The 23,444-nt window shown below is 70.8% G+C and carries 23 protein-coding genes and 1 pseudogene; 10 read left to right on the top strand and 14 right to left on the bottom strand.

What is annotated here, in order from left to right; translation table 11 throughout:
* Positions 1–6: 6 nt before the first annotated feature.
* The 5 genes from ACZ4UU_RS19975 to ACZ4UU_RS19955 all read right to left on the bottom strand — a co-directional run bounded on the left by ACZ4UU_RS19975 (position 7) and on the right by ACZ4UU_RS19955 (position 3,619).
* A complete protein-coding gene (locus ACZ4UU_RS19975; RefSeq protein ID WP_471904729.1) occupies positions 7–828 on the bottom strand; it encodes a TetR/AcrR family transcriptional regulator in 822 nt (273 codons plus the stop codon).
* Between the two features lie 37 nt (positions 829–865).
* Complete coding sequence (locus tag ACZ4UU_RS19970) at positions 866–1,912, bottom strand: trypsin-like serine peptidase (RefSeq protein WP_471904728.1); 1,047 nt, start codon at positions 1,910–1,912, stop codon at positions 866–868.
* 219 nt (positions 1,913–2,131) lie between these two features.
* Positions 2,132–2,593 carry a DCC1-like thiol-disulfide oxidoreductase family protein gene (locus ACZ4UU_RS19965; protein WP_471905084.1) on the bottom strand — a complete coding sequence of 154 codons (462 nt, stop codon included), beginning with the start codon at positions 2,591–2,593 and terminating at the stop codon, positions 2,132–2,134.
* A gap of 88 nt (positions 2,594–2,681) precedes the next feature.
* Complete coding sequence (locus tag ACZ4UU_RS19960; protein ID WP_471904727.1) at positions 2,682–3,089, bottom strand: hypothetical protein; 408 nt, start codon at positions 3,087–3,089, stop codon at positions 2,682–2,684.
* A 119-nt stretch (positions 3,090–3,208) separates the two neighbouring features.
* The gene (locus ACZ4UU_RS19955) at positions 3,209–3,619 is read right to left on the bottom strand and encodes a VOC family protein (RefSeq protein WP_471904726.1); all 411 of its coding nucleotides are present in this window, start codon (positions 3,617–3,619) and stop codon (positions 3,209–3,211) included.
* Positions 3,620–3,687: 68 nt separating this feature from the next.
* On the opposite strand from ACZ4UU_RS19955, the gene ACZ4UU_RS19950 reads away from it, so the two are divergent.
* Together ACZ4UU_RS19950 and ACZ4UU_RS19945 are read left to right on the top strand one after the other, a co-directional pair.
* Positions 3,688–4,080 carry a hypothetical protein gene (locus ACZ4UU_RS19950; protein WP_471904725.1) on the top strand — a complete coding sequence of 131 codons (393 nt, stop codon included), beginning with the start codon at positions 3,688–3,690 and terminating at the stop codon, positions 4,078–4,080.
* Positions 4,080–6,605, top strand: a complete 2,526-nt coding sequence (locus ACZ4UU_RS19945; protein ID WP_471904724.1) for a DUF4132 domain-containing protein — start codon at positions 4,080–4,082, stop codon at positions 6,603–6,605. The genes ACZ4UU_RS19950 and ACZ4UU_RS19945 overlap by 1 nt, the downstream gene beginning before the upstream one ends.
* 30 nt (positions 6,606–6,635) lie before the next feature.
* Here ACZ4UU_RS19945 and ACZ4UU_RS19940 read toward each other — a convergent pair.
* The 6 genes and pseudogenes from ACZ4UU_RS19940 to ACZ4UU_RS19915 form a co-directional block, all read right to left on the bottom strand.
* A pseudogene (locus tag ACZ4UU_RS19940) lies at positions 6,636–6,719 on the bottom strand (Uma2 family endonuclease); the annotation flags it as partial.
* A gap of 210 nt (positions 6,720–6,929) precedes the next feature.
* Positions 6,930–7,691, bottom strand: a complete 762-nt coding sequence (locus ACZ4UU_RS19935) for a succinate dehydrogenase iron-sulfur subunit (protein WP_190072415.1) — start codon at positions 7,689–7,691, stop codon at positions 6,930–6,932.
* The gene (gene sdhA, locus ACZ4UU_RS19930) at positions 7,691–9,445 is read right to left on the bottom strand and encodes a succinate dehydrogenase flavoprotein subunit (RefSeq protein WP_471904723.1); all 1,755 of its coding nucleotides are present in this window, start codon (positions 9,443–9,445) and stop codon (positions 7,691–7,693) included. Before sdhA ends, ACZ4UU_RS19935 begins: the two co-directional genes overlap by 1 nt.
* A gap of 22 nt (positions 9,446–9,467) precedes the next feature.
* Positions 9,468–9,950 (bottom strand): succinate dehydrogenase hydrophobic membrane anchor subunit, encoded by a 483-nt coding sequence (locus ACZ4UU_RS19925; RefSeq protein ID WP_062721899.1) that lies wholly within the window; start codon positions 9,948–9,950, stop codon positions 9,468–9,470.
* A gap of 5 nt (positions 9,951–9,955) precedes the next feature.
* Positions 9,956–10,336 carry a succinate dehydrogenase, cytochrome b556 subunit gene (gene sdhC, locus ACZ4UU_RS19920; protein ID WP_079056196.1) on the bottom strand — a complete coding sequence of 127 codons (381 nt, stop codon included), beginning with the start codon at positions 10,334–10,336 and terminating at the stop codon, positions 9,956–9,958.
* A 166-nt stretch (positions 10,337–10,502) separates the two neighbouring features.
* Positions 10,503–11,072: a 2-oxo-4-hydroxy-4-carboxy-5-ureidoimidazoline decarboxylase gene (locus tag ACZ4UU_RS19915; RefSeq protein WP_471904722.1), complete on the bottom strand. Its 570-nt coding sequence runs from the start codon at positions 11,070–11,072 to the stop codon at positions 10,503–10,505.
* Between the two features lie 214 nt (positions 11,073–11,286).
* Between ACZ4UU_RS19915 and ACZ4UU_RS19910 the strand changes: the two genes are divergently transcribed.
* The 3 genes from ACZ4UU_RS19910 to ACZ4UU_RS19900 all read left to right on the top strand — a co-directional run bounded on the left by ACZ4UU_RS19910 (position 11,287) and on the right by ACZ4UU_RS19900 (position 14,222).
* The gene (locus ACZ4UU_RS19910; protein ID WP_471905083.1) at positions 11,287–12,900 is read left to right on the top strand and encodes a beta-N-acetylhexosaminidase; all 1,614 of its coding nucleotides are present in this window, start codon (positions 11,287–11,289) and stop codon (positions 12,898–12,900) included.
* An 89-nt stretch (positions 12,901–12,989) separates the two neighbouring features.
* The gene (locus tag ACZ4UU_RS19905) at positions 12,990–13,493 is read left to right on the top strand and encodes a hypothetical protein (RefSeq protein WP_471904721.1); all 504 of its coding nucleotides are present in this window, start codon (positions 12,990–12,992) and stop codon (positions 13,491–13,493) included.
* 117 nt (positions 13,494–13,610) lie between these two features.
* Positions 13,611–14,222 (top strand): hypothetical protein, encoded by a 612-nt coding sequence (locus ACZ4UU_RS19900; protein WP_471904720.1) that lies wholly within the window; start codon positions 13,611–13,613, stop codon positions 14,220–14,222.
* Between the two features lie 22 nt (positions 14,223–14,244).
* Here the strand turns inward: ACZ4UU_RS19900 and ACZ4UU_RS19895 are convergent, their stop codons facing one another.
* On the bottom strand, positions 14,245–14,733 hold the full coding sequence (locus ACZ4UU_RS19895; protein WP_471904719.1) for a DUF1877 family protein: 489 nt from the start codon (positions 14,731–14,733) through the stop codon (positions 14,245–14,247).
* Positions 14,734–14,905: 172 nt separating this feature from the next.
* Between ACZ4UU_RS19895 and ACZ4UU_RS19890 the strand changes: the two genes are divergently transcribed.
* Positions 14,906–15,289, top strand: a complete 384-nt coding sequence (locus ACZ4UU_RS19890) for a hypothetical protein (protein WP_471904718.1) — start codon at positions 14,906–14,908, stop codon at positions 15,287–15,289.
* 127 nt (positions 15,290–15,416) lie between these two features.
* Here the strand turns inward: ACZ4UU_RS19890 and ACZ4UU_RS19885 are convergent, their stop codons facing one another.
* Positions 15,417–18,041: an N-acetylmuramoyl-L-alanine amidase gene (locus ACZ4UU_RS19885; RefSeq protein WP_471905082.1), complete on the bottom strand. Its 2,625-nt coding sequence runs from the start codon at positions 18,039–18,041 to the stop codon at positions 15,417–15,419.
* Between the two features lie 208 nt (positions 18,042–18,249).
* Positions 18,250–19,140: a septum formation family protein gene (locus tag ACZ4UU_RS19880; RefSeq protein ID WP_471904717.1), complete on the bottom strand. Its 891-nt coding sequence runs from the start codon at positions 19,138–19,140 to the stop codon at positions 18,250–18,252.
* A gap of 252 nt (positions 19,141–19,392) precedes the next feature.
* On the opposite strand from ACZ4UU_RS19880, the gene ACZ4UU_RS19875 reads away from it, so the two are divergent.
* The 4 genes from ACZ4UU_RS19875 (at position 19,393) to ACZ4UU_RS19860 (ending at position 23,186) form a co-directional block, all read left to right on the top strand.
* Positions 19,393–20,010, top strand: a complete 618-nt coding sequence (locus ACZ4UU_RS19875; protein ID WP_471904716.1) for an RNA polymerase sigma factor — start codon at positions 19,393–19,395, stop codon at positions 20,008–20,010.
* Between the two features lie 212 nt (positions 20,011–20,222).
* Positions 20,223–21,062, top strand: a complete 840-nt coding sequence (locus tag ACZ4UU_RS19870) for a hypothetical protein (protein WP_471904715.1) — start codon at positions 20,223–20,225, stop codon at positions 21,060–21,062.
* Positions 21,063–21,459: 397 nt separating this feature from the next.
* Complete coding sequence (locus tag ACZ4UU_RS19865; RefSeq protein ID WP_471904714.1) at positions 21,460–22,122, top strand: RNA polymerase sigma factor; 663 nt, start codon at positions 21,460–21,462, stop codon at positions 22,120–22,122.
* Positions 22,122–23,186: a hypothetical protein gene (locus ACZ4UU_RS19860; protein WP_471904713.1), complete on the top strand. Its 1,065-nt coding sequence runs from the start codon at positions 22,122–22,124 to the stop codon at positions 23,184–23,186. Before ACZ4UU_RS19865 ends, ACZ4UU_RS19860 begins: the two co-directional genes overlap by 1 nt.
* Positions 23,187–23,444 lie beyond the last annotated feature (258 nt).

Genomic DNA, 23,444 nt, shown 5'->3' with positions numbered 1-23,444 from the left:
GGCATTTCAGGGGCGCTCGTCATCGGCGGGCGCCCCCTGCTCGTCCTCCCGCGCGCCGGCTTTCCCTTCTGCCTTGCCTCCCGCCTTCCTGCCCGTCCTCTCCTTCGCCGGATCCGGCAGCGCGTTCGTCATCCCGGGCAGGAAGTCCGTGAACAGCTCGTGCACCTCGCGCACCAGCGGCCGCAGCACCCGGAACCGCGCCAGCGCGACACCCCGCGCGGTCAGCCGGGCGCCCCGCTCGGCCAGCCGGTAGCTGCGCTCGCGGCCCTCGGTGCGGTCGAAGATCCAGTACAGGACGAGCCCCATCTGGGAGAGCCACATCAACTCCGGCAACACGTCCCGGAGCTCCTCGGGCACCTTCGTCCTCGTCGCGCCCGCCAGCACCTGCCGATGGATGTTGATGGCCTCCACGCGCGCGTGCTCCGACTCGGCCGAGAAGGGGCTGAGCGGACTGTCGGGGTCGGCGGCGTTCTTGAAGAACTGCACGGCGAACTCGTGGTACGGCGTCGCGATGTCCAGCCACACCTTCAGCACACCCGCGAGACGCGCCTCCAGGTCCGTCTCGCGGGCCAGGACGTCCCGGATCGCCGCCTGGTGCTCGGCGGCGATCCGGTCGTAGAAGCCCTGGATCAGGTGTTCCTTGCCCTCGAAGTAGTAGTACGCGTTTCCTACGGAGACCCCGGCCTCCTGGGCGATGGCCCGCATCGTCGTCTTGTCGTAGCCGCGCTCCTGGAAGAGCCGCATGGCGGTCTCCAGGATCAGCGCGCGGGTCTGCTCGGACTTGCTGGGCGCGTCGCCCTGCTCAGGGCTGTCGTTCTTCGAGGGCACGGAACGAGAGCCTAACGAGTGGTGATTCGGCCGACGCTCAGGAGGTCTGTGCCGTCTGGTACAGGTTCTGGGCGTCGGCGCCGAAGTACGGGCCGTACATCCGGTTCGGCAGGAAGTTGTACTTGAAGCTGTTCACCGAGGACAGCAGACCCTTGCCGGTGGCCTCGTCGAACTGCGTGAACCAGGGGCCGCCGCTGGAGCCGCCCGTCATGTTGCAGTTCATGCCGTGGTCGTCGGAGAGCAGGAAGTCCCGGTTGGTGGTGCCGGAGCAGTAGATGAACTTCTCGCCGTCGTACGGGGCGGCGGCCGGGAAGCCGAACGAGTACATGCGCAGGTTGTAGCCGGTGTTGAAGGCCAGCCCCTGCCCGCCGACGACGTCCGTCAGCAGCTTGCCGTCCAGCGGGGCGACGACCGCCGCGCCGACGTCGTAGTTGATGTCCTCGCTCGCCGTCCACTGCGGGGTGGACAGAGTCTTCGACGCGGTCCAGCGGCCGTAGGGGGCCTGTCCGTCGTGGTAGCCGGGCACGAAGACCCAGTCGGTGTGCCAGGCGCCCTCCAGCTTCACGCAGTGGCCCGCCGTGATGACGGTGCTCTTGTTGGAGCTGGTGACGGCGTTGCCGGAACAGGACGCCGTACGGCCCTGGTAGGTGAAGAACACGCGGCCGGCCGTGGAGACGACCGCACCGCCGCCGGTCCACTGACCGCCGCCGTTCGGGAAGGCCAGCAGGCCGACGTCGGAGGCGGCCTTGCCGACCGCCCCGACGGCTCCGGCCACTTCGCCCGCCGGGGCGCTGGGCGCGACCTTGGTCGCGATGCCCTTGGCGGGAGCCGAGCCGCCGTCGACGTGGCCGTCGACGGTCACCAGGTCGAGCGGGGTCGCCGCGCGCATCCGTTCCGGTGTCCAGAACTCGCGGGCCTGCCGCTGTGCGTCGGCCGGGACCGAGCTGACGCCGGTCGAGGTGTCGGGCCTCGGCGCGGCGCCCGCCGGTGTGGCGAGGGCGCCCGCGGTGAGCAGCGCGGTGACGCCGATCAGGGTGCCGAGGAAGGGACGGGGTATGCGGGTGACGCCGGGTATGCCTCTCACGCGTACTCCTTCTGCGATGGGGGGACCGGGCGCCACCGGGTCGGCGCCGCCCGGCGGACGACAGACGGTCGATGCGAGTGCGGAGTGGAGAACCGGGAGGCAGAGTGCCAACCCGAGCCCCGTTTTGGAAGGGCGCCTGCCAAAACGAGGTTCGAAAGCGAGTCGTTCGGGACGAATTGGGTGCCTTGGCCGGGACCTGACGGCTGCTCGGCCCCGGCTTCACCCCGTGGCGCAGGAACCGCCCTCGCAGCCCGGCGCGTTGTACGTCCAGCCCCGACGCGGGTCGTACGCCCACCCGTCCCCGCGCCGATAGGCCCGCCCGCCCCACTGCGCCCCGCGCCACTTGGCGGCGGCGAGCACGGCACCCTTGGCGAGCCGCGCACCGGCCGGGGTGCTGAGGCGGTGCGCGAGTCCCCGGTGCTCGCGCAGCGCCCACAGCGTGACGATCCAGGCGGCCCCGCCCCGGTAGACCTGCCCCGCGTCGCCCACGACGGTGATCTCGTCGAGGGTGGCCGCGTGGTCGAGGTCGGGGTGGCGCCGCCGGGCCTCGTCGGACCCGGCAGGGACCAGCTCCAGCGGCACCAACTGCGGTTGCCGTACGAGCCAGTCCCGCAGGAAGGCGCACACCGAGCACTGGGCGTCGTAGAGGACGGTGAGCCGCCGGACCGCGACGCCGGTCACCTTGCCGGTTGCCGGCCCGCTCGCTGCCCCCGCCCCCGCCCCGACCGTCACGTCGGCCGCCCCGCCCGCTGCCGTGCCGGACACCCGCTCACGCCCCGGCCGACGGAGTGACCCAGCCCTGCGGTGCGACCGGCGGTACCTGCTCGCGCTCCATCACGCCGCGCCGCCGGATCTTGTTGAGCACGTAGACGTTGCCCAGATGCATCACGCCGAGCACGAGCAGCACCACGCCGAGCTTGGTCGACAGGGCCTCGAAGATCCCGCGCGTGTCGAGGACGGTGTCGTCGTCGCTCAGATACAGCGCGACGAAGCCGAGGTTGACGAGGTAGAAGCCGACCACGAGCAGATGGTTCACGGCGTCGGCGAGCTTCTCGTTCCCGCGCAGCACGTCGGCGAGGAAGATCCGCCCGTTGCGGCTGAGCGTGCGGGCGACCCAGACGGTCAGGGCGATGCTGACGACCAGGTAGATGACGTAGGAGATGACCGTGCGGTCCATGACGCCCCCTCTTCTTGAACGCGTTCAAAACGCTGACGAGGGAGACTGTAGACCCTGTCTTTGAACATGTTCAACTCAACGTCGGTGAGGCCTCCGTCACGCCCCCGGCCGGCGTGGCGTCACGGTCTGCGCCCGAGCTCCGGCCGCTTGGAGTAGTCCGTGAACCCGGTGACGTTCCCCCAGGGGTCGGCGATCTCGACGGTCCAGCCGGTGGCGCCGGAGAAGGGCTCGTCGAGCGGCTCGATGCCCGCGTCGCGCAGTGCCCGCGCCGCCATCCGGGCGTCCGGCACCTCCAGCCATACGCGAGGGGAGGGCCAGGGGGGAGACCGGTGTCCCATCGCGTCCTCGGCGCGCAGCAGGATGCCGGGCGTCTCGCCCCCGACCTTCAGCAGCGCGATCCCGGCCTCGTCGAGCCGGAATCCGACCGCGAACCCGGCGCGCTCGTAGAAACGGACGGCCTCGCCGAGGTCGCCGACCGGCAGTAGCACATGGTCGAACCCGAGCAGTTCGTACGACTCGTCATCTGACATGCCGTCAGAGTAAGGCGATGATCGGCCGGATCCGGTGATTGTCAGTGGCGGCTCGTACTGTCGTCGTCATGGGAATCGTGACGTTCGTCGACGAGACGACAAGCGGGGGCCGCAGCGACGGCTGGGGGCTGGAGATCGCCGAGGAGCGGCTCACCGTGCGCGAGCTGATCAGACGCCGGGTGTTCCAGGAGGTCGCCGAGTACAACGCGCGTGGGCCGGAGGTGTTCCAGGGGCTCGTGCGGCCGCGGGACGCCGAGCGTGTGCTGAACGGGTACGCGATGCGCACGCCCCGCCGGATGGACCCCGAGGCACAGACCGAGCGCGCGCTGAAGGCCTTCGCGGGCAACGGCTTCCTCGTGCTCGTGGGGGACCGTCAGGTCACCGGCCTCGACGACGAGATCGAGCTCGCGCTCGGCACCGAGATCACGTTCCTCAAGCTCGTCCCGCTGGTGGGTGGCTGATGGTCGCCTCGACGCCGGAACACGCCCAGCTGGTCGACGTCGCCCTCGCCCTGATCGAGGCCGAGGACGTGGAGCGGCTCGTCCCCGAGCTGCTCGGGCTCTTCGCGCTGACCGACGGCAAGTGGCGCCGGGACGGCCACAAGGTCGCCGAAGCCGTCTATGCCGCGGACACCTCCTTCCAGACACGCCTGCTGCACGGGCTGGCCACCCGGTACCACGAGCTGGAGCCCGGCACCGTCGGGCGCCGCCATGTAGTGGACCTGCTCAACAGCTTCCGGATGATGCGGGCCGCCACCGAGGGACAGCCGGCCGCCACGCGCGCCGCGCTGATCAGCCTGATCGCATACCAGGACGTCCATCACGACCCGGACGGGCTCGTCCGGCTCGTCGACCAGGAACTCGCCGACGGGCGGGAGCTGTCCGGCGAGTTCGTCGCCGTGATCCGCCGCTCGTGCCTGACCGTGTGGAACGGCAAGAAGCGTCTGGGGGATCTGGTGGCGCGGCTCGACGGACCACCGGTGAACCCGGGCGAGGCATGGTCCGACCAGGCCCTCGCCGAGGTGGCCGGGCTCGGCGACGACTGGCGGCGGCTCCTCGCCCACGCGGCCACCGCGACCAGCGCCCGCCCCTCCGCGAAATGGGACAAGACCGGCCGCGCGCTGATCGCGGCCTTCGACGCCGAGACGGGCGCCGACACCGACGCCGACGCCGACACCGACGCGGTGCGCGAGCGGCTGCTGTCCTGGCTCCGGCTGGCGGGCCGGCCGCGCACCAGCCCCCTGCTCGCCCCGCGCTACGGGCCCGACCCCAACGCCACCTACGACCCGTACAACGCCGACGCTCTGCGCGGCCTCGCCTGGCTGCTCTCCCTCCTGCCCGCCCACCCCGAGACCGCCCGCACCCTGGGCGCCCTGGCCGAGACGTCCCTGCGCAAGGTCCCGGGTCTCGGACCGGTGAACCCCAAGGTCGCCAACGCCGCGGTCATCGCGCTGGCCCGCATCGACGCCGAGGCGGCCCTCGCCGAACTGGCCCGCCTCGCCACCCGAGTCACCTTCAAGGGCACCCTCAAGGTCCTCAACACCGAGCTGGACGCCCGCGCGCAGGCGCTGGGCCTGGCCCGCGAGGAGGTCGAGGAACTGGCAGTACCGGCCTACGGCCTGACCGAGGTGGGCCGCTCGGAGCACCGGTTCGGCGAGGTCACGGCCCTGCTCGAGGTCCACGGCGCCAAGGCGGTGCTGAGCTGGCGCAACGCGAGCGGCAAGGCGGTGAAGAGCGTCCCCGCCGCCGCACGCCGCGACCACGCCGACGAGCTGAAGGAGCTGAAGGCGGCGGTCAAGGACATCGACAAGATGCTCACGGCCCAGAGCGAGCGCCTGGACCGCCAGTTCCTGGCCCGCCGCACCTGGCCGTACGCCGCCTGGCGCGAGCGCTACGTCGACCACCCCTTGGTCGGCACCCTGGCCCGCCGTCTCCTGTGGACGGTCGACGGCACGACCGTCGGGTACGCGGACGGCGAGCTGCGGACACTGGCCGACACACCGGTGACCGACGGGACCCGGGTGGAGCTCTGGCACCCGGTCGGCCATGAACCCGCCGAGATCGTCGCCTGGCGCGACTGGCTGGAGCGGCACGGCGTCACCCAGCCCTTCAAGCAGGCCCACCGCGAGGTGTACCTGCTGACAGACGCCGAGCGCGCGACGGCGACGTACTCCAACCGCTTCGCCGCCCACGTCCTGCGCCAGCACCAGTTCCACTCCCTGGCCGCGATCCGGGGCTGGCACAACAAGCTGCGCCTGGCCGTCGACGACGAGGCGCCGCCCGCCGTACGGGAACTGCCCCCATGGGGTCTGCGCGCCGAGTACTGGATCACGGGCGACGGCGGCGAGGACTACGACGACATCACCGACTCGGGCAGCTTCCTGCGTCTGCGCACCGACCAGGTCCGCTTCTACCCGATCGGCGCCCCGCACAACTCGGCGCACTGCTGCGGCGGTGAGTACCGCATGTGGCTGCGCGACGGCACCGACCCGGTCGAGCCGCTGCCCCTGACGGACATCCCGCCCCTGGTCCTCTCCGAAGTCCTGCGCGACGTGGACCTGTTCGTCGGCGTGGCGAGCGTCGGCAACGACCCGACATGGCAGGACGGGGGCCCCGACGGACGCTTCCGCGAGTACTGGACGTCGTACGGCTTCGGCGAACTGGGCGCGAGCGCGGAGACCCGCCGGGGGCTGCTCCAACGCCTGATACCGCGGCTGAAGATCGCCGACCGCTGCACGATCGAGGGCCGCTTCCTGCATGTGAAGGGCGAGCGGCACACGTACAAGATCCACCTCGGCTCGGGCAACATCCTCATGACCCCGGACGACCGGTATCTGTGCATCGTCCCCAAGTCCGACGTGGCCGCTCCGCAAGCCGGTTACCTGCCGTACGAGGGCGACCGGATGCTGGCGGTGATCCTCAGCAAGGCGATGATGCTGGCCGACGACACGAGGATCACGGACCCGACGATCCTGAGTCAGTTGTAGCTGCCGGGCGGCGAAGGCGGCCGGAGAGGCTCAGCTGCCCTTCGGCCGGCCTGCCTTCAGGACCTCCGCGACGTCGAGGGTGACCTGTGCCCCGATGGAATCGGGCAGGGTGACCATGGCCGTCAGCGAGATGTCGTCGTGCGGCTGCTGCCCGACAGCTGCTGTGGACATCGGTGCCTCCTGTGGGTGGTGCCGAGAGCATCATCGTAGGCCGAGCACAACCGGTGTGCCTGAACGATCACGTTCACCCGAACGGGTGTCCGCACACCAGAGGGCCCCGCTCCCACCGGAAACGGGACCCTCACAGCAGTACCGCACAGGACCTCAGAAGCGGCGCGTGATCAGCGCCTTCTTCACCTCGGCGATGGCCTTCGTGACCTCGATACCGCGCGGGCAGGCGTCCGTGCAGTTGAAGGTCGTGCGGCAGCGCCAGACGCCGTCCTTGTCGTTCAGGATCTCCAGCCGCTGCTCGCCGGCCTCGTCACGCGAGTCGAAGATGAAGCGGTGCGCGTTGACGATGGCGGCCGGGCCGAAGTACTGGCCGTCGTTCCAGAACACCGGGCACGAGGAGGTGCAGGCGGCGCACAGGATGCACTTCGTCGTGTCGTCGAAGCGCTCACGGTCCTCGGCCGTCTGGAAACGCTCACGCGTCGGCTCGTTCGTGTCCTTCGTGATCAGGAAGGGCATGACGTCGCGGTACGCCTGGAAGAACGGCTCCATGTCGACCACGAGGTCCTTCAGGACCGTGAGGCCCTTGATGGGCTCGACCGTGATCGGCTTCTCGGGGTTGATGTCCTTGATCAGCGTCTTGCAGGCGAGGCGGTTCTTGCCGTTGATCCGCATCGCGTCGGAGCCGCAGATGCCGTGCGCGCAGGAGCGCCGGAAGGTCAGCGTGCCGTCCAGGTCCCACTTGATCTTGTGGAGGCCGTCGAGGACGCGCTCCTTCGGGTCGATCTCCAGCTGGAAGTCTTCCCAGGTCGCCTCGGCCGAGACCTCCGGGTTGAAGCGGCGGACCCGGAAGGTGACCGTGATGTAGGGAGACGCGGCGGACTCGGCCTCCACCTTGTCCATAACGGGGGTAGCCATCAGTACTTACGCTCCATCGGCTGGTAGCGGGTCTGGACGACCGGCTTGTAGTCGAGACGAATGGACTCCGTGCCGTCGTCGCCGACCTCGCGGTACGCCATGGTGTGGCGCATGAAGTTGACGTCGTCGCGGTTCGGGTAGTCCTCGCGGTAGTGACCGCCGCGGGACTCCTTGCGGGCCAGGGCGGACACGGCCATGACCTCGGCCAGGTCGAGCAGGTTGCCCAGCTCGATGGCCTCCAGCAGGTCCGTGTTGAACCGCTTGCCCTTGTCCTGGATCGAGACGTTCCGGTAGCGCTCGCGCAGCTCCGCGATCTTCTCGACCGCCGTCTTGATGGTCTGCTCCGTGCGGAACACCATGACGTTGGCGTCCATGGTCTCCTGGAGCTCCTTGCGCAGGGCCGCCACGCGCTCGGTGCCGGTGGAGGTACGCAGCCGCTCGACCTGCTCGATCACCAGCTCCGCCGGGTTCTCCGGCAGCTCCACGAAGTCGGCCTTCTGGCTGTACTCCGCGGCCGCGATGCCGGCCCGACGGCCGAAGACGTTGATGTCCAGCAGCGAGTTGGTGCCGAGGCGGTTGGCGCCGTGCACGGACACACAGGCGACCTCGCCGGCCGCGTACAGGCCCGGAACCACGGTGGTGTTGTCGCTGAGGACCTCACCCTCGACGTTCGTCGGGATGCCGCCCATGGCGTAGTGCGCGGTGGGCTGGATCGGGATCGGGTCCGTGTACGGCTCGATACCGAGGTACGTCCGCGCGAACTCCGTGATGTCGGGCAGCTTGGCGTCCAGCTGCTCCGGCGGAAGGTGCGTGAGGTCGAGGTAGACGTGGTCGCCCTCGGGACCGCAGCCGCGGCCTTCGCGGATCTCCGTGTAGATGGAGCGGGAGACGACGTCACGGGACGCGAGGTCCTTCATGACCGGCGCGTACTTCTCCATGAAGCGCTCGCCGTCCTTGTTGCGGAGGATGCCGCCCTCACCGCGGGCGCCCTCCGTCAGCAGGATGCCCATGCGCCAGATGCCGGTCGGGTGGAACTGGAAGAACTCCATGTCCTCCAGCGGCAGACCCCGGCGGTACACGGCCGCCTGGCCGTCACCGGTCAGCGTGTGCGCGTTGGACGTCACCTTGAAGAACTTGCCGGTGCCGCCCGAGGCGTAGATGACGGCCTTCGCCTGGAAGACGTGGATCTCGCCGGTCGCCAGCTCGTAGGCCACGACGCCGGCCGACCGCTTCACGCCGTCGACCTCGGTGATCAGCTGGTCCAGGACGTAGAACTCGTTGAAGAACTCCACGCCGTGCTTGACGCAGTTCTGGTACAGCGTCTGGAGGATCATGTGGCCGGTGCGGTCCGCGGCGTAGCAGGACCGGCGCACCGGCGCCTCGCCGTGGTTGCGGCTGTGACCGCCGAAGCGGCGCTGGTCGATCGTGCCGTTCGGGGTGCGGTTGAACGGCAGGCCCATCTTCTCCAGGTCGAGAACGGAGTCGATGGCCTCCTTCGCCAGGATCTCGGCGGCGTCCTGGTCGACCAGGTAGTCACCGCCCTTGACCGTGTCGAAGGTGTGCCACTCCCAGTTGTCCTCCTCCACGTTGGCGAGCGCTGCGGCCATACCGCCCTGCGCGGCGCCCGTGTGGGAGCGGGTGGGGTAGAGCTTCGTCAGCACGGCGGTACGGCTGCGCTTCGTGGACTCGATGGCCGCGCGCATACCGGCGCCACCGGCGCCGACGATGACGGTGTCGTACTTGTGGATCTTCATGGTGGTTGCCTCAGCCCCGTGCCTAGCGGATGTTCGGGTCGAAGGTGAAGATCACCAGCGTGCCCAGCAGGATGGTGAACACCGTGGCGGTGTAGAGCAGGCCCTTCAGCCACAGACGGGTGTTCGCGCGCTCCGCGTAGTCGTTGATGACCGTGCGCAGGCCGTTGGCGCCGTGCAGCATCGCGAGCCACAGCATCAGCAGGTCCCAGACCTGCCAGAACGGCGAGGCCCAGCGGCCGGCCACGAACGCGAAGCCGATCTTCGACACGCCGCCGTCCAGCACCAGCTGGATCAGCAGGTGACCGATGACCAGGACGACCAGCACGACGCCGGACAGGCGCATGAACAGCCAGGCGGCCATCTCGAAGTTGCCCCGCGTGGACTTCGGGGTCTTCTTGGTGCGCTTGCGCGGGGCCTCGATGTAGGGGGCCGGGTTGTCGACGTTGTAGAGGGACTCACCCTCGACCGGGCCGATACCGGTGGCGGTCTTCTCAGTGGTGGACATACGCGTCAGCTCCCGAACAGTTCCTGAGCGGCGTGGCCGAGAACGGGGTAGATCGCCCCGAGCATCAGCACCAGCCAGAGGCCGACGACGGACCAGAGCATCTGCTTCTGGTAGCGCGGGCCCTTCGACCAGAAGTCGACGGCGATGACGCGCAGGCCGTTGAGCGCGTGAAAGAGGATGGCGGCGACGAGGCCGTACTCCAGCAGCGCGACGATCGGCGTCTTGTACGTGGCTACGACCTTGTCGTAGTCCTCGGGAGAGACACGGACGAGAGCGGTGTCCAGCACGTGAACGAACAGGAAGAAGAAAATGAGGACGCCGGTGACTCGATGAGCCACCCAGGACCACATTCCTTCCCGGCCGCGGTACAGCGTTCCAGCCGGCACGGAAGTTCCTCCGGGAGCGGGGATTGGGGCCAGCCGGCTTGTGCTGTCGGTCGGGCCCGGCCGGGTACGGTCCACCGGCCCTCAGCATCGTATCCGCGTTGCGCTGCGCGGCTTAGCGGGGGTCTGGGTATGTGATCAAAGTGGCACGCGGATGGGTGATGTGCGGCTAATGGGGTGGGTCGGTCTGTTTGTTGCCGAGCGAGGCGCCGTTTGGGCTGGTCGCGCAGTTCCCCGCGCCCCTGAGGGCGCGTACCAGCCGTCCTTTGGCCAGGCGCCGGAGCTCCTCTGCCGTCAGGACCCGTTCGTCGTCCGGATCGTTTGCCAATCGAGACCGGATGGCGTGAAGTACGTGGTCCAGGGCCTCCGCCGGCGCCAGATCGTCCAGGTAGATGACGAATACGTGCCCGAACTTGGCCTCGTATGCGGCATTCGCTGCATTAAGTGCTGTATGGGCCGCTCCGTAGATCCCCTCCGGCAATGCCGGCAACGTTTCTGCCGCCAGCGCCTCCGCCAGATCGCCCGGCGTCAGGTCGTATGCCGCCTCGTCGGACGCGGCCAGCAGGGAGTCGACGTCCGGGTACGGGCGGTGGCCGGCGAGGCGCTCGACCCAGCGGGGGCTGCGCAGGCAGTCCATGAGGAGCGCGCGGGCGTCGTGGGCGGGCGCGCTGTTGAAGGCGTCCAGGACGGTGGGCAGGGACGGTATGGCGACTCGGCCAGGAAGGTGTGTGGGCGTCACGTGGTTTCGACAGGGGATTCTGGGGCAGGAGTGGCGCCACGTTACCGAGTGTGGACGTGACGTGTCCGACGGATGCCCGAATTTCAGTCGAACGGGAGAGTTTCGGAACGCTCCCTGGACGGCGGGCCGAGCTCTCCTGGCCTAGGTTGGCGATGTGAGCCAGCACAAGCACAGGCGTCGGGCCCCGGCCCGCAGGGCGTTGAAGCAGACATGGGTGCTGATCGTCGCCGTGGTGGTCGTGACGGTCGCGGCCGGGGTGAGCCTCGGGCTCCTGGCCACCGGCGACGACGGCGAGTCGGCCGGATCGGAGCAGCGGCGGTCCGCCCCGGGCATATCCGAGGCCGCCTCTCCCTCCGCACCGAGACAGGCGCCCACCCCGACACCGTCACCCACCCGGTCGTATCCGCTCTCGAAGGCCCCGAGCACCATTCCGGCCGTCACCTCCCACACCGCGGCGCGCGGGCCGGGCTGGCGTCCCGTGAAGGGGGAGCGGGTCGTCGTGAACGACAAGGGGCTCGCCGACGAGGGGCGGCTCATCGCCGGTGAGCTGGGGCTGACGTACGCCGGTGAGAAGGACGACGTGCGGGCCGGGGACGTGCGGCTGGCGCTGAACGGCGACGAGGGCGCGGATCCGGAGTCGTACTCGATGACCGTGCGCGGGGGACGGGTGACCATATCCGGGCCCGGCCAGGCGGGGGTCTTCTACGGGACCAGGACGTTGAAGCAGGAGGTCCACGACGGGGGTACGGCGCCGGAGGGCGTCGTGCGGGACGCGCCGGCCAAGCCGGTGCGCGGGTTCATGCTCGACATCGCGCGCAAGCACTTCACCGCGGACTGGATCGAGGACCGGGTGCGGGAGCTGGGGGACCTGAAGTTCAACCAGCTGGGGCTGCACTTCTCCGACGACCAGGGGTTCCGGATCGAGTCCACCTCGCATCCCGAGATCGTCTCCCAGCAGCATCTCACCAAGGCGCAGGTCAAGAAGATCGTCGAGCTGGCCGAGAGCCGGCACATCACGGTGGTGCCCGAGATCGACTCGCCGGGGCATCTGGGGGCCGTCATCGCCGCGCACCCGGATCTGCAGCTGCGCAATGTGAACGGGGTCGCGACGCGGGGCGCCGTGGACATCTCCAAGCCCGAGTCCGCCGAGATCGTCGACGACCTGCTGAACGAGTTCGCCGGACTCTTCCCCGGGAACCAGTGGCACCTCGGCGCCGACGAGTACCAGGCGCTGGTCGTCTCGAACCCCGAGGCGTCCTACCCGCAGCTCGCCGCCGCCGCCCGGGAGGCCTACGGCTCCGGCGCCACCGTCGCCGACCTCGCCACCGGATGGCTCAACGACCGCGCCGCGACCGTCCGCGCCCACGACCGCACGCCGCGGGCCTGGAACGACGGGTTCTTCCGGAACACCTCCGTCCAGCCGGACAAGGACATCCAGGTGGCGTACTGGACGGGCAAGGAGATCGGCGCGCGGGTGCCGCTGGAGTACCTGAGGGAGGGGCGGAAGGTCATCAACTACAACGACGAGTTCCTCTACTACGTGCTCGGCGAGCCGCAGACCTTCGTCTATCCGACCGGTGAGCGCATCTACCAGCAGTGGACGCCGCGGGTCCTGCGCGGGACGACGGCCGTACCGGCCACGTACGACGACCAGATCCTGGGCGGGTCGTTCGCGGTGTGGTGCGACCTGGCGAACTCGCAGACGCAGGCCCAGGTCGCGGACGGCATCAGGATGCCGCTGCGGGCGACCGTGCAGAAGCTGTGGGACTCCGGTGAGCCGAGGCTGTCCTGGGCCGAGTTCAAGGCGCTCGCTGACCGGCTGGACTGAGCCGTGGATTGGCCGATACGGCTGCGAACTCCCGTGCGACTGTGGTGTATTCGGCCCGAGCCGTACCGAAGAGCCGGGGGGAACCGGAAATGGGTTACTGGGGGTACTTCGTCGTGGGCCGCGGGGAGCGGCCGCTGGCGGAGCTGGACGCGCTGGCCGGCGCCGAGGGGATGACCCTGCGCGAGGAGGCGCCGGACGGCTGGCAGGTGTGGGAGTACCCGAACGGGGAGGGGGACGTCGGGAGCATGAACGCCCTGGCCGGCGAGACCGGGGCGCCCGCGCTCTTCGGATACGTCATGGACAGCGCCTCGGTGGTGGTGGAGGCGGCGGCGCCGGAGAGCGGGGCGTGGACGACCTGTCTGGCGCGGGGCGCGATGGCCGGGTACCTGGGCGCCGGCGACGAGGGGCTCACGCTGGAGGACTACTTCCTCGAACCCTCCGACGCCGCCGAACGGGCCGTCGTCTGGGCCGCCGAGGCCGGGCACGAGGTGAACGCCGAGTCGGTGATCGACGTACTCACCTCTGAAGCGGATCCTTTGGCCGAAAACCTCTTCTTTCGGCTGCTCGACCGGCTCGGTGTCGTGCCCCTGTGACACTCGTGGGCCGTTGCACGCAGTAAGGGGAGGTGTGGGCTCCGTTAGGGAAGGGGCCTGCCAGGGGCCTGTGCGGGGACCCCGACCCTCGTGACTGACCCGCTTAGGGAGGCGTGGATGAGCCTGGTGGAACTGATCGCTCAGGCCGACGAACGCGGACTGGCCGCCAGCGGGTTGGCTTGTTTGGATCGGTGTGTGCCCCTGCTGGGCGGTGACGACGAGGTCCTGCGGCCGCTCTGGGCGAACCTCGCGGCCGGCGGGGAGCCGACCGCGTGGGGCGAACTGCTGGAGCAGGTACGCGGAAAGCTCGGCGTCGCCGAGATCGTGGACGACGAGGGTGTCGAGGACGAGGCCGCCCTGCTCGCCCGGCGGATGCTGGCCGCCGCCCCGGCCGTACGGTCCGCCACCGAAGCCCGGATCTGGGCCGACGCCTGCTCCGTCGCCTCGCTCCAGGTACACCGGCTCCTCGACCCCGCGGAGGACGACGCGACCTCGGCCGGGGCGCTGCCCGAGGAGCTCGGCTCGGTGCGTGCGGAAGGGGTTCCGGTGGAGGGACGTACGGCGGGCATGTCGCCGCTCGTCGCCGCCGAACTGCGGCGTCAGATCAGCGTCCTGGAGATCCTCGCCGGGCATGGCCCGGGCGGACTGCGCCGGGCGCTGGAGGTGTCGACGGAGGGGCGCCGGGTGCTGCGCGCCGTGGTGTCGCGGCGGGCCCGGGGCAGGGGCTGACCGGGGGCCCTGCCCCGGTTCGTCAGACCAACAGCCACTTCACCACCGCGTCGCCGTAGTCGGCCGTCTGCGCGTAGAACGCGGTCAGGTCGCGATGGGTCGCCGCGAAGAGGCCGCGCACCTCGGTCTCCGCGTCCGTCGCGGCGTACGGCCGCAGCAGCTTCGTGCGTGCGTGGCGCCACAGGTCGTCGAAGTCGGCCGCCTTGAGATACCCGGCGACCCCGGTCACCTGGGCCGCGGTGAGCATCAGGAACGGCGGCAGGGGCGTCTCGGGGTGGAAGACCGGGCGGCCGCCGAGGACCACGTGGGTGCGGGGGCCGTCCGAGGCGTGGTTCGGGGGGATGCCGGAGTAGAGGAGCTCGACGTCGCCGTACTGCCGGTCGAGCACCTCCTCGCGATGCCGGCCGATCCGCTCCCGCACGGTGTCCCAGTCGTCCTCGAACAGACGCTGGAACCAGGTCGCGCTGTTGCGCAGTGCCGAGGGCGGCACCGCTCGGAGATGGAAGTACATGCTCATCAGTGACTGGAGCGCACGGGAGCGGCGAAGCGTCACTCCCGCGTAAACCCGATGTCTGAGGGAGTCCTGTGACTGTCATGGGGTGGACGTGGGGCGGTCCTGCACCGGTCCCGGGCACCCCCCGGATCCGCGTGACGAAACGCAGTTCGGCCACGCTCTCCAGGATGTGACGACTCAAGCGGAGACCAGGCCCTCAGCCGCGAGCAAGCCGGTGCGGTGGGCGGCGGACGCGGTGGCGACGATGCGCGAGGGAGCGCGGCTGCGACTCGACTACTCGGCGCAGAGCCTGTGGCGGGTCGACCGGATGATCGAGGAGCTGCGCCGCGAACGGACCCCGTACGCGGCCGTGGAGAACACCCTGCGCGCTCTCGGCGCGTACGCCGGTGAGGTGATCGCCCGTCAGACCGGCGCCGAGTGGTGGGCGACGGGCGGCGACCACTGGATCCGCACGCCCGACGGGCGGCTGTGGGACCCGATCGACGAGGCGCGGCGGTGTTTCGCGGGCGACGGGTCGCTGAGGTTGCTGTGCCGGGACGCGACGAGCGGCTAGAGGTGTTTCGTGCCCCCGGGTACGGCGGGTGTTCTGCACCCTCCCGGGTACGGCGGCCGTCGGGACATGATCCGGCCGGGACCCCGTGAATGGGCGGGGTCCCGGCCGGATCAGCTGTTCTCGCCGGTCACGGCGTCAGCGTCTGGCCCAGATGGGCGCCCGCCGGAGTGCCCAGCGTCGTCCTGCTGTAGATCGCCGTCTGGCTGAAGCCGAGGCCCGTGCTGTTGCTCGGGAGGTACATGAGGAACCCGTTGGCGCTGTCCTCGCCCTCCACACCGAACGTCAGGTCCGCGCGGCCGTAGCCCGACAGATCCGTCAGTGACACCGCCGAGCCGAACAGGTCGCCGGACTCCGCGCCGCCGGGGACGCCGGACGTCTCCTGCGAGATGCCGGTCGAGCCGGAGCCGGTCAGCCCGGACGAAGTGCCCTTGAGGAGGGTCGCCATGCCGGCGTTGGAACAGTTGACGCCAGAGCGGGCGAGGTCCTCGCCGGGTGAGCCGACGAGGGCGTCCGCATAGCCGTCGGCGTTGTAATCGCCGACCGACACCGAGCCGCCGAAGTCGTCCCCGGCCTCGTTGCCGCCCGGAACGTAGGCCGTGTTCTGGTGGATCGTCTTCATCCCGGTGGTGGTGAAGCCGCTCGACGTGCCGAACAGCATCGTGATCTGACCGCCCGTCACGGCCCCGGACTCGGCGACGTTCGGCTGGCCGATCACGATGTCGTCATAGCCGTTGCCGTTGACGTCGCCCGCGGCGATGGAGCGGCCGCCCTTGACGGAGATCACGCCGACCTTGGTGAGGCCGGCCGCCGAGCCCGCGAAGCGGACCACACGGCCGATGCCGCCGGTGTCGCGGTAGTTGAGCGCGACGTCGGCGTAGCCGTCCCGGTTGAAGTCACCGGTCGCGGCGTCCAGGTGGGCCACGGATCCGGTGGCCGCGGTGAGCGTGCCGGACGAGGTGGTGCCGCCGGTCAGCCGCACGTTCCAGTTGCCGCCCCGGCCGGTGCCGGCCGCGAAGACGTCCGCCTTGCCGTCGCCGTTGAAGTCGCCGACCGCCACCGTGGAGCCGAGCCTGGCCCCTTCCGCCGTGACACCGCCCGACGTGGTGTACCAGTCGCCGGAGTCGAGCCCGGGGCCGTACAGCACGGTGACCGCGCCGCGGTCCTGGCCGCTGCTGTCCTCGCCGGGCACGCCGATCGCCAGGTCGGCATAGCCGTCGCCGTTGACGTCGCCCCATGCGGTGGCCGCGCCGAAGTTGTCGCCTGCCTCGTGGCCGCCGGGGACGCCGGTGCTGTTCTGGGTGAGCGTCATCCTGGAGCCGGTGACCGGGCCGTCGACGCCGCCCGGCACGACGGTGAGCGTGCCGCCGTTGCTGAGCGCGCGGGGCGTGCCGGCGACCAGGTCGCTGATGCCGTCCCGGTTGAAGTCCGAGGTGGCCAGGGCGTGCGAGATGCCCGGCGTCTTGGCGACCTGGGCGATCCGGCCGAGCTGGGGGTAGAGGTTGGCGCCGGGGCAGGCCGTGGCGTTGGTGTCCCGGTGGCCGAAGACGCGCGGCAGGGTGACCGACGTGCCCTCGGGGATCTTGTTGCCGCTGTAGCCCTGCGGGACGCCGGAGGTCATCGTCACCTTGCCGGTCGGGTCGATGCCGTACATCCCGAACTTCCACGCGACGACCCGCGCGATGGCGTCCAGGCCGGCCCGGCTGGGCTTGGCCTTCTCGAAGTTGCCGATGTACGAGATGCCGACCGTGCCGGTGTTGAACCCGGCGTCGTGCGCGCCGATGACCGGCAGGTCCATGCCGCCGCTGCGGCCCTCGAATATCTGGCCGCACCGGTCGACGACGAAGTTGTAGCCGATGTCGAAGTAGCCGCGGGAGAAATGTTCCTGCTGAATGGTGCGCAGCCGGGCCCGGGACTCGGCGCAGGACACGGCGTTGTCGCTGTCCACGCCGGTGTGGTGGATGACGGCGGCCTTGATCTCCGTGCCGTACTCCGGGGTGCCGTCGTAGTCCGTCGACGCGCCCCACTCGGCCTGCGTGATCACCGGCGGCTTCACGACCGTCGAGGGCCGGGGCGCCGGGACGGTGGAGGTCGGGGTGGGCGAGGCCGTCGGGGACGCCGACTCGGTGGGCGTTGCGGTGGCCGTCGGGGAGTCGGTGGGGGTGGCCGGCTCGGTCGGGGTGGCCGTGTCCGTGGGCGTGGCCGGGTCCGTCGGCAGCGGGGTCTGAGTCGCCGGTGCCGTGGTCTCCGCCGCCGCGAAGGCCGCCGGGCGCATCGTGCCCTCGGGGTCCGTGCCGGGGTCGAGCAGCTTGACGTCCATGCCGGCCGGCTGGCCGGTCGCCTCGGTGCCGTCCGCGTTCACGATCCGCACCTCGATGCCGTCGGAGTCGCCGGTCCACACCGACTCCGTACCGCCGCGCAGCGCCGCTCGCGCGCCCTCGTCGCCGTCCGCCTGGCTCGGCTCCTGGGTGACCCGCTGCCAGCCGGACCACTTGCCCGACTCGGTGTCCCGGGTGCGTACCTCGGGCGTGCCCTTGGCCGCCGCCTCGGGGTCGCTCCAGGTCAGCGCGACCGCGCTGAAGCGGTCCGTGTCCTGCCGGGCGAGGCCCTTGCGGCCGGAGCCGCGGTCCTTCAGCTTGAGCGTGTGGATCGACGGCTTGCGGCTCTCCGGCTTGGCGTCGGCCGGCGCGGAGGGCTCCGCGATCGCGTACGTCACGACACCGGCACCGCTCAGGATGACGGCTCCCACCGTCAGCCACGTACGTCTCTTCAGGCTGAGCGGTTTGTACGCATGGGTCCTGCGAGGACTCAACTGTCCCACCCCTATTGAATGGTCACGACTGCATCACCTGTCACACAGGTGGCTCTACAGACAGCGCACAGGTGGCGGGAACTGTCACCCATGGAACAGGAGAGCGGGGCCGGGTCCTCGACGGACCCGGCCCCGCTGCTCCGGTTGGGCGTCAGCCGGCCCAGACCTCGGCGTCGTCGGCCGGGACGGTGGTGGCCAGGCCCAGCTCCTTGCGGGCGGCGACCGTCTTGTTCGGGTCGAGGCCGGTGAAGGCCGGGTCGTAGGCGATGTAGAACGCGTCGACGTCGGCGGCGTTCGCGGCCTTCTTCCACTGCTCGGCCGTCTTCGTCAGCTGCTCACGGAGCTTGCCGACCTCCGTGCCCTCGATGCCCTTCAGGCCCTTGAGGTGCGTGTCGAGGGCGGCCGCGACAGCCTTGGCCTGCGCCTTGTAGCCGGGCAGGTCCTCCTCGACGGTGTCCTTCTCGGACTGGTTCGCCCACAGCGCGTCGTAGACGGAGTTCGAACCCTGCAGATACGTGCTCTGCGCCGGCTTCAGCGCGTTCGCGTCGGCCTTCAGCGTGCCGGTGAAATTGCCCGACTCCTTGTTGTAGGTGCAGGTGACGGCGCGGTCGCCCGTCGCCCAGCTCTCCTTGGTGGGGGTGTAGTAGAAGATCGAGACACCCTTGGGGAGCGCCCAGGTGTCCGGGGCGAACTTCCCCGCCTCGACCGGGCACCGCTTGTCGGCGATGGACGTGATCGCGTCGTCGCCGGGATACGAGCTGCCTTCGTCGATCTTGAAGTCGGCGACGACCTGACCGGCGTGCGCCTCGGTGCAGGGCACGATCTCGACCAGGACCTCCTCGCCCTCGCCCTTGGTGTTGGGGTTGTAGCAGTCCCCGACGGCCAGCGAGAACACCGAGCGCTGACGGGCCACCTTCTTCGCGCCGTCCTTGGCGCTGTCCACGGCGTCCGAGACGTCCGAGCACCCGGCCGCGCCGAGGGCGAGCAGGGCGACGGCGGCGGTTATGCCGCGAAGGGGACGGGAAGGTCGAGGCATCGACATGACGTGTACATCCTCTTATATGATCTTTATGAGGGTCGCGCGCATCGTATGCCATCCGGGGGCTGACGCTGCGCCAAGGCCCTTGCCTCTCGCGGCGTCTGTGTGACTCCCGATGAACCGCGAGGGTTGTATCCCGACCGCCCTGTGACACTTCTGTGCGGCCGGGCGCTGTTGACCGTGGAGGGGCGTGCGAAAGGGTGGCGCATCGCGAGGCGCGGATTCGCCGCGAACCGGTACGGACGAGGACAGTTCTTGGGCCAGGGAGGGGAACCCCGCCGCGTGCGCGCGCACGACGGGGAGTTGAGCGCGGCCGTCGCGCGGGCTCAGGAAGGTGACGAGGCCGCCTTCGCGGTCGCGTACCGCCTGGTGCAGCCCGCGCTGCTCGGGTACCTGCGCGGTCTGGTCGGGGACGACGCGGAGGACGTGGCGTCCGACGCCTGGCTGGAGATCGCCCGCGACCTGGGCCGGTTCAAGGGCGACGGCGCCGGGTTCCGGGGCTGGACCGCGACCATCGCCAGGCATCGGGCGCTGGACCATCTGCGCCGGCAGAAGGTACGGCCCCGGGCGTCGGCGCTGGAGAGCGACGTACTGGACCTGCCCGGGCCGCACAGCACCTACGACCAGGCGCTGGAGTCGATCTCCACGGAACGCGCCCTGGCACTGGTCGGCGGGCTGCCGCGGGACCAGGCCGAGGCGGTGTTGCTGCGTGTCGTCGTCGGTCTCGACGGCCCCGCCGCCGCACGCGTCCTCGGCAAGCGCCCGGGTGCGGTGCGGACGGCCGCGTACCGGGGTCTGAAGCGTCTGGCCCAGCAGCTCGGCGTCTCAGGTGTGACGGATGACGGCCCCAGGACGCTGGGGGAATCGAAATGAACAGTGAACGTGACGGCGGCGACCGCAGCGGCACACCAGCGCCTCGACGAGGCGAACCGTGTGTGTTCGGTGAGTCATACGGGGCGTGAGGGACGTACAGGCTCTACGGAGCTTGCCAGTCACAGCCGTCATGAAGGTCACGGAGCTCACGTACGACACGTGCGTCACACGGACCGCGTACAGGCCAGGTCGGACAGGAACAGGAAACGGACATGGGTGAACAGCAGAGCGGCGGTGGGACCCCCGGCCGTCGGCGTGCGCACCCTGACGGTCTCGGCACCGGCCGGGCGGCCGGCCCCCACATGACGTTCGACGACGCCGCGCTGGAGGCGCTGCTCTCCGCCGCCGTACTGCGCGGGCACCGCGCGGACCTCGACGGCGAGCAGCGTGCCGTGGCCGCGTACCGGGCGGCCCGCGCCGCGGGGGCGCACCGGGCACGCACCCGACGCCGGGACGACTGGCGCCCCTCCGCGCCGCGGCGCCTGGCGCTGTCCGTGAAGACCACGCTCTCCCTCTTCGCCGCGAGCCTCGCCCTGGGCGGCGTCGCGGTCGCCGCGATCGGCTCGTCCGGCTCCTCCGACCACCCCGCCGACGACAAGGTCGGCTCCACCCCGACGGCCGGTGCCCCCGACCGGCCGTCCGCCGAGCCGTCCGCCGCGGTGTCCGACACCCGCGGCGGACGGCCCGGCCACCCCACCACCGCCCAGGACACCGAGGCCAAGTGCCGCGCCTACGACCAGGTCGGGGGCAACGGCAAGGCCCTGGACTCCACGGCCTGGCAACGGCTCGTCACGGCGGCGGGCGGCGCGGACCGGGTGCCCGCGTACTGCGCCGAGCAACTGGCACAGGCGGCGAAGGCCGAGCCGACGAGGTCCGAGCCGACGAAGTCCGGGGCGACGCGGCCCGCCGGGGCTACGCAGCCCGGGGCGACGAGGACGGGGCCGACGAAGACGGCCGGGGGCGGTGCCACCGGCGACGGCCAGGGCTCGAGCGGGAAGAACACGTCGGGCGAGGGCACCTGGAAGCCCGAGAAGGCCGAGGAGAAAAACTGAACTCCTTGGCCGACAGGGCAGACATCCGACCCTGCCGCCTTCTCCTCGTCGTCGACGGAGGAAAGGTGCGGCCCGGGACTGTCGGAGTGCCACTCGACGGCCTGGCGGGAGCAGAGACGCCGCGGAGACGGCCGGGGCCGCCACCCCCCACAGGAGAGGCCCCGGCCGTCGCGCGGCACGGGCCGCGCGGCGGCCCGTACTTTCTACAGCGTCATGACTGCGTTTTCTGTCACACCCAGGCGGACACATTCGCGGAATCCCGGGTAGTTGCATGTTGTACGGACATGGACGAGCGGCGCTTTCAGGCCGTAACGTGCCTTTCGCGCCGGACGCGGAAGGTGTATCACCACCGCAACGACCTGCGGTCTCGCAACCGCAACCACCAATTGAGGTACCAGTGCTGGGGGACGACGCGGAGTTGACCGCCGCGGTGCTTGCCGCACAGGACGGGGACGAGAGTGCGTTCCGGACTGTGTACCGCTCCGTGCACCCGCGGCTGCTCGGGTACGTACGGACGCTGGTCGGCGACCCGGACGCCGAGGACGTCGCGTCGGAGGCATGGCTCCAGATAGCCCGCGACCTGGGACGCTTCAGCGGGGACGCGGACCGCTTCCGCGGCTGGGCCGCACGCATAGCCCGCAACCGGGCGCTGGACCACATACGCATGCGCGGCCGCCGCCCCGCCATCGGCGGCGACGAGACGGAGCTGACCGGGAAGGCCGCCGAGTCCGACACGGCGGGCGAGGCCATGGAGGCCCTGGCCACCGACGGCACCCTCTCCCTCATCGCGCGGCTGCCGCAGGACCAGGCCGAGGCCGTCGTCCTGCGCGTGGTGGTGGGGCTCGACGCCAAGACGGCCGCGGAGACGCTGGGCAAGCGTCCGGGCGCCGTACGCACCGCCGCGCACCGGGGTCTGAAGCGGCTGGCCGAGCTGATCGGCGACGATCCGGAATCGACCGGGGTGCTCGACGCCCTGCCTCCCCAGCGAGAACCGCGGGGCCGTGCGGTGACGTCCGCGAGTGTGACGCATATGCGTTCGCGGACGCAGAAGGATGTGTGATGGCCGACGAGCAGTACAGGTGGCTGGACCGCGAAACGGCGGAGCGTTTGCTGCGCGGAGAGTCACTCGAAGCTGTCGACGCGGCCGACCGCGACGAGGCCGAACGCCTGGCCAAGACCCTTGAGGCACTGACCGTCGAACCCCCGCTGAGCAGCGCGGAACTCCCCGGAGAGGCCGCCGCGCTGGCGGCGTTCCGCGCGGCCCGCGCCGACCGGGACGACGTCACCGCAAGTCTCCGCCCCGGCGCCGGATCTCAAACCGACCACGCCGACGACGTGGGGCTGGTCCGGATCGGCGGCCCCGCCCGCGCAGCCCGTCGCCCCCGCTGGGCCCGTCCGGTACGGCTCGGTCTCGCCGCCGCGCTGGCCGTCGGCATGGTCGGCGGCGTCGCCGTGGCGGCCGGAACCGGATTCCTGCCGACGCCGTTCGACGGGGACGACGGGAGCGGCCCGGCCGCCTCGGTCTCGGCACCGGCCCCGTCCGACCGCCCGCTCCTCTCGCCCTCCCCGGAGAGCCGGGTGCAGGGCGACCCCACGCCGGACGAGGACGCGGAGGCCTCCGCCGACCCCGGCAGCACCCACGACACGGCACCAGGTGGCCCGGCCACGGACCGCGAGTCCGCCGGTGACGACCGGGTCGAGCCCTCCGCCGGCTGGCGGAAGGCCGTCACCTCGTACTGCCGCGACCTGCGCGAAGGAAAACGGCTGTCGAGCGACCACCACCGCACCCTGGAGGGCGCCGCGGGCGGTTCCGAGCGGGTGCGGAAGTACTGCGAGAACGTCCTCAAGGCGACCGGCGACGGCACCTGGAGCAAGCCGGGCAACGGCAAGGACAAGAACCGGGACAAGGGCGAGGACCGGGAGAAGGACGACGACGAGGGTGACCGGGCAGACCGGCGTCCCGACGGCCGAGGCGGCCGGTACGGCGGCGACCACGGCGACCGGCACGGAAACGGCGACGGCAACGACCATCGCGTGGACGGCGCCGCGGTCGCCCCGTCGGCCGCGGCCGACCTCCTGCCGGGTCGGCTCCTCCCTCCACTCACTCCGCTCGCACGTCGCTGACCTGCGGTTTTGTGATTCCTGGAAATTTCTTCGCGGCAGGAGTGACACTTTCGGCCGGCACGGCGCTGATCTGAGTGAGCCGACTGGTCATCGGCCGTCGCACAGAGCCGGGGTTCCCCCCGTACCTGCGGCTCGTGCATCGGCGCGGGGGGGGGGGGGTGCCCCCCTCCCCCCCCCCCCCCCCCCCCCCCCCCCCCCCCTCCCCCCCCCCCCCCCCCCCCCCCCCCCCCCCCCCCCCCCCCCCCCCCCCCCCCACCC

It is taken from the genome of Streptomyces sp. NPDC028907 (assembly GCF_055564995.1).
This window is presented reverse-complemented; position numbering and strand designations above follow the sequence as displayed.

What these genes read in the sequence shown, in the direction of transcription:
- ACZ4UU_RS19960 (WP_471904727.1), bottom strand. Translation starts at nt 3,089, where the DNA reads ATGGACCGCACGGTCATCTCCTACGTCATCTACCTGGTCGTCAGCATC.
- ACZ4UU_RS19955 (WP_471904726.1), bottom strand. Translation starts at nt 3,619, where the DNA reads ATGTCAGATGACGAGTCGTACGAACTGCTCGGGTTCGACCATGTGCTA.
- ACZ4UU_RS19950 (WP_471904725.1), top strand. Translation starts at nt 3,688, where the DNA reads ATGGGAATCGTGACGTTCGTCGACGAGACGACAAGCGGGGGCCGCAGC.
- ACZ4UU_RS19945 (WP_471904724.1), top strand. Translation starts at nt 4,080, where the DNA reads ATGGTCGCCTCGACGCCGGAACACGCCCAGCTGGTCGACGTCGCCCTC.
- ACZ4UU_RS19935 (WP_190072415.1), bottom strand. Translation starts at nt 7,691, where the DNA reads ATGGCTACCCCCGTTATGGACAAGGTGGAGGCCGAGTCCGCCGCGTCT.
- sdhA (WP_471904723.1), bottom strand. Translation starts at nt 9,445, where the DNA reads ATGAAGATCCACAAGTACGACACCGTCATCGTCGGCGCCGGTGGCGCC.
- ACZ4UU_RS19925 (WP_062721899.1), bottom strand. Translation starts at nt 9,950, where the DNA reads ATGTCCACCACTGAGAAGACCGCCACCGGTATCGGCCCGGTCGAGGGT.
- ACZ4UU_RS19905 (WP_471904721.1), top strand. Translation starts at nt 12,990, where the DNA reads ATGGGTTACTGGGGGTACTTCGTCGTGGGCCGCGGGGAGCGGCCGCTG.
- ACZ4UU_RS19900 (WP_471904720.1), top strand. Translation starts at nt 13,611, where the DNA reads ATGAGCCTGGTGGAACTGATCGCTCAGGCCGACGAACGCGGACTGGCC.
- ACZ4UU_RS19895 (WP_471904719.1), bottom strand. Translation starts at nt 14,733, where the DNA reads ATGTACTTCCATCTCCGAGCGGTGCCGCCCTCGGCACTGCGCAACAGC.
- ACZ4UU_RS19880 (WP_471904717.1), bottom strand. Translation starts at nt 19,140, where the DNA reads ATGTCGATGCCTCGACCTTCCCGTCCCCTTCGCGGCATAACCGCCGCC.
- ACZ4UU_RS19870 (WP_471904715.1), top strand. Translation starts at nt 20,223, where the DNA reads ATGGGTGAACAGCAGAGCGGCGGTGGGACCCCCGGCCGTCGGCGTGCG.
- ACZ4UU_RS19860 (WP_471904713.1), top strand. Translation starts at nt 22,122, where the DNA reads ATGGCCGACGAGCAGTACAGGTGGCTGGACCGCGAAACGGCGGAGCGT.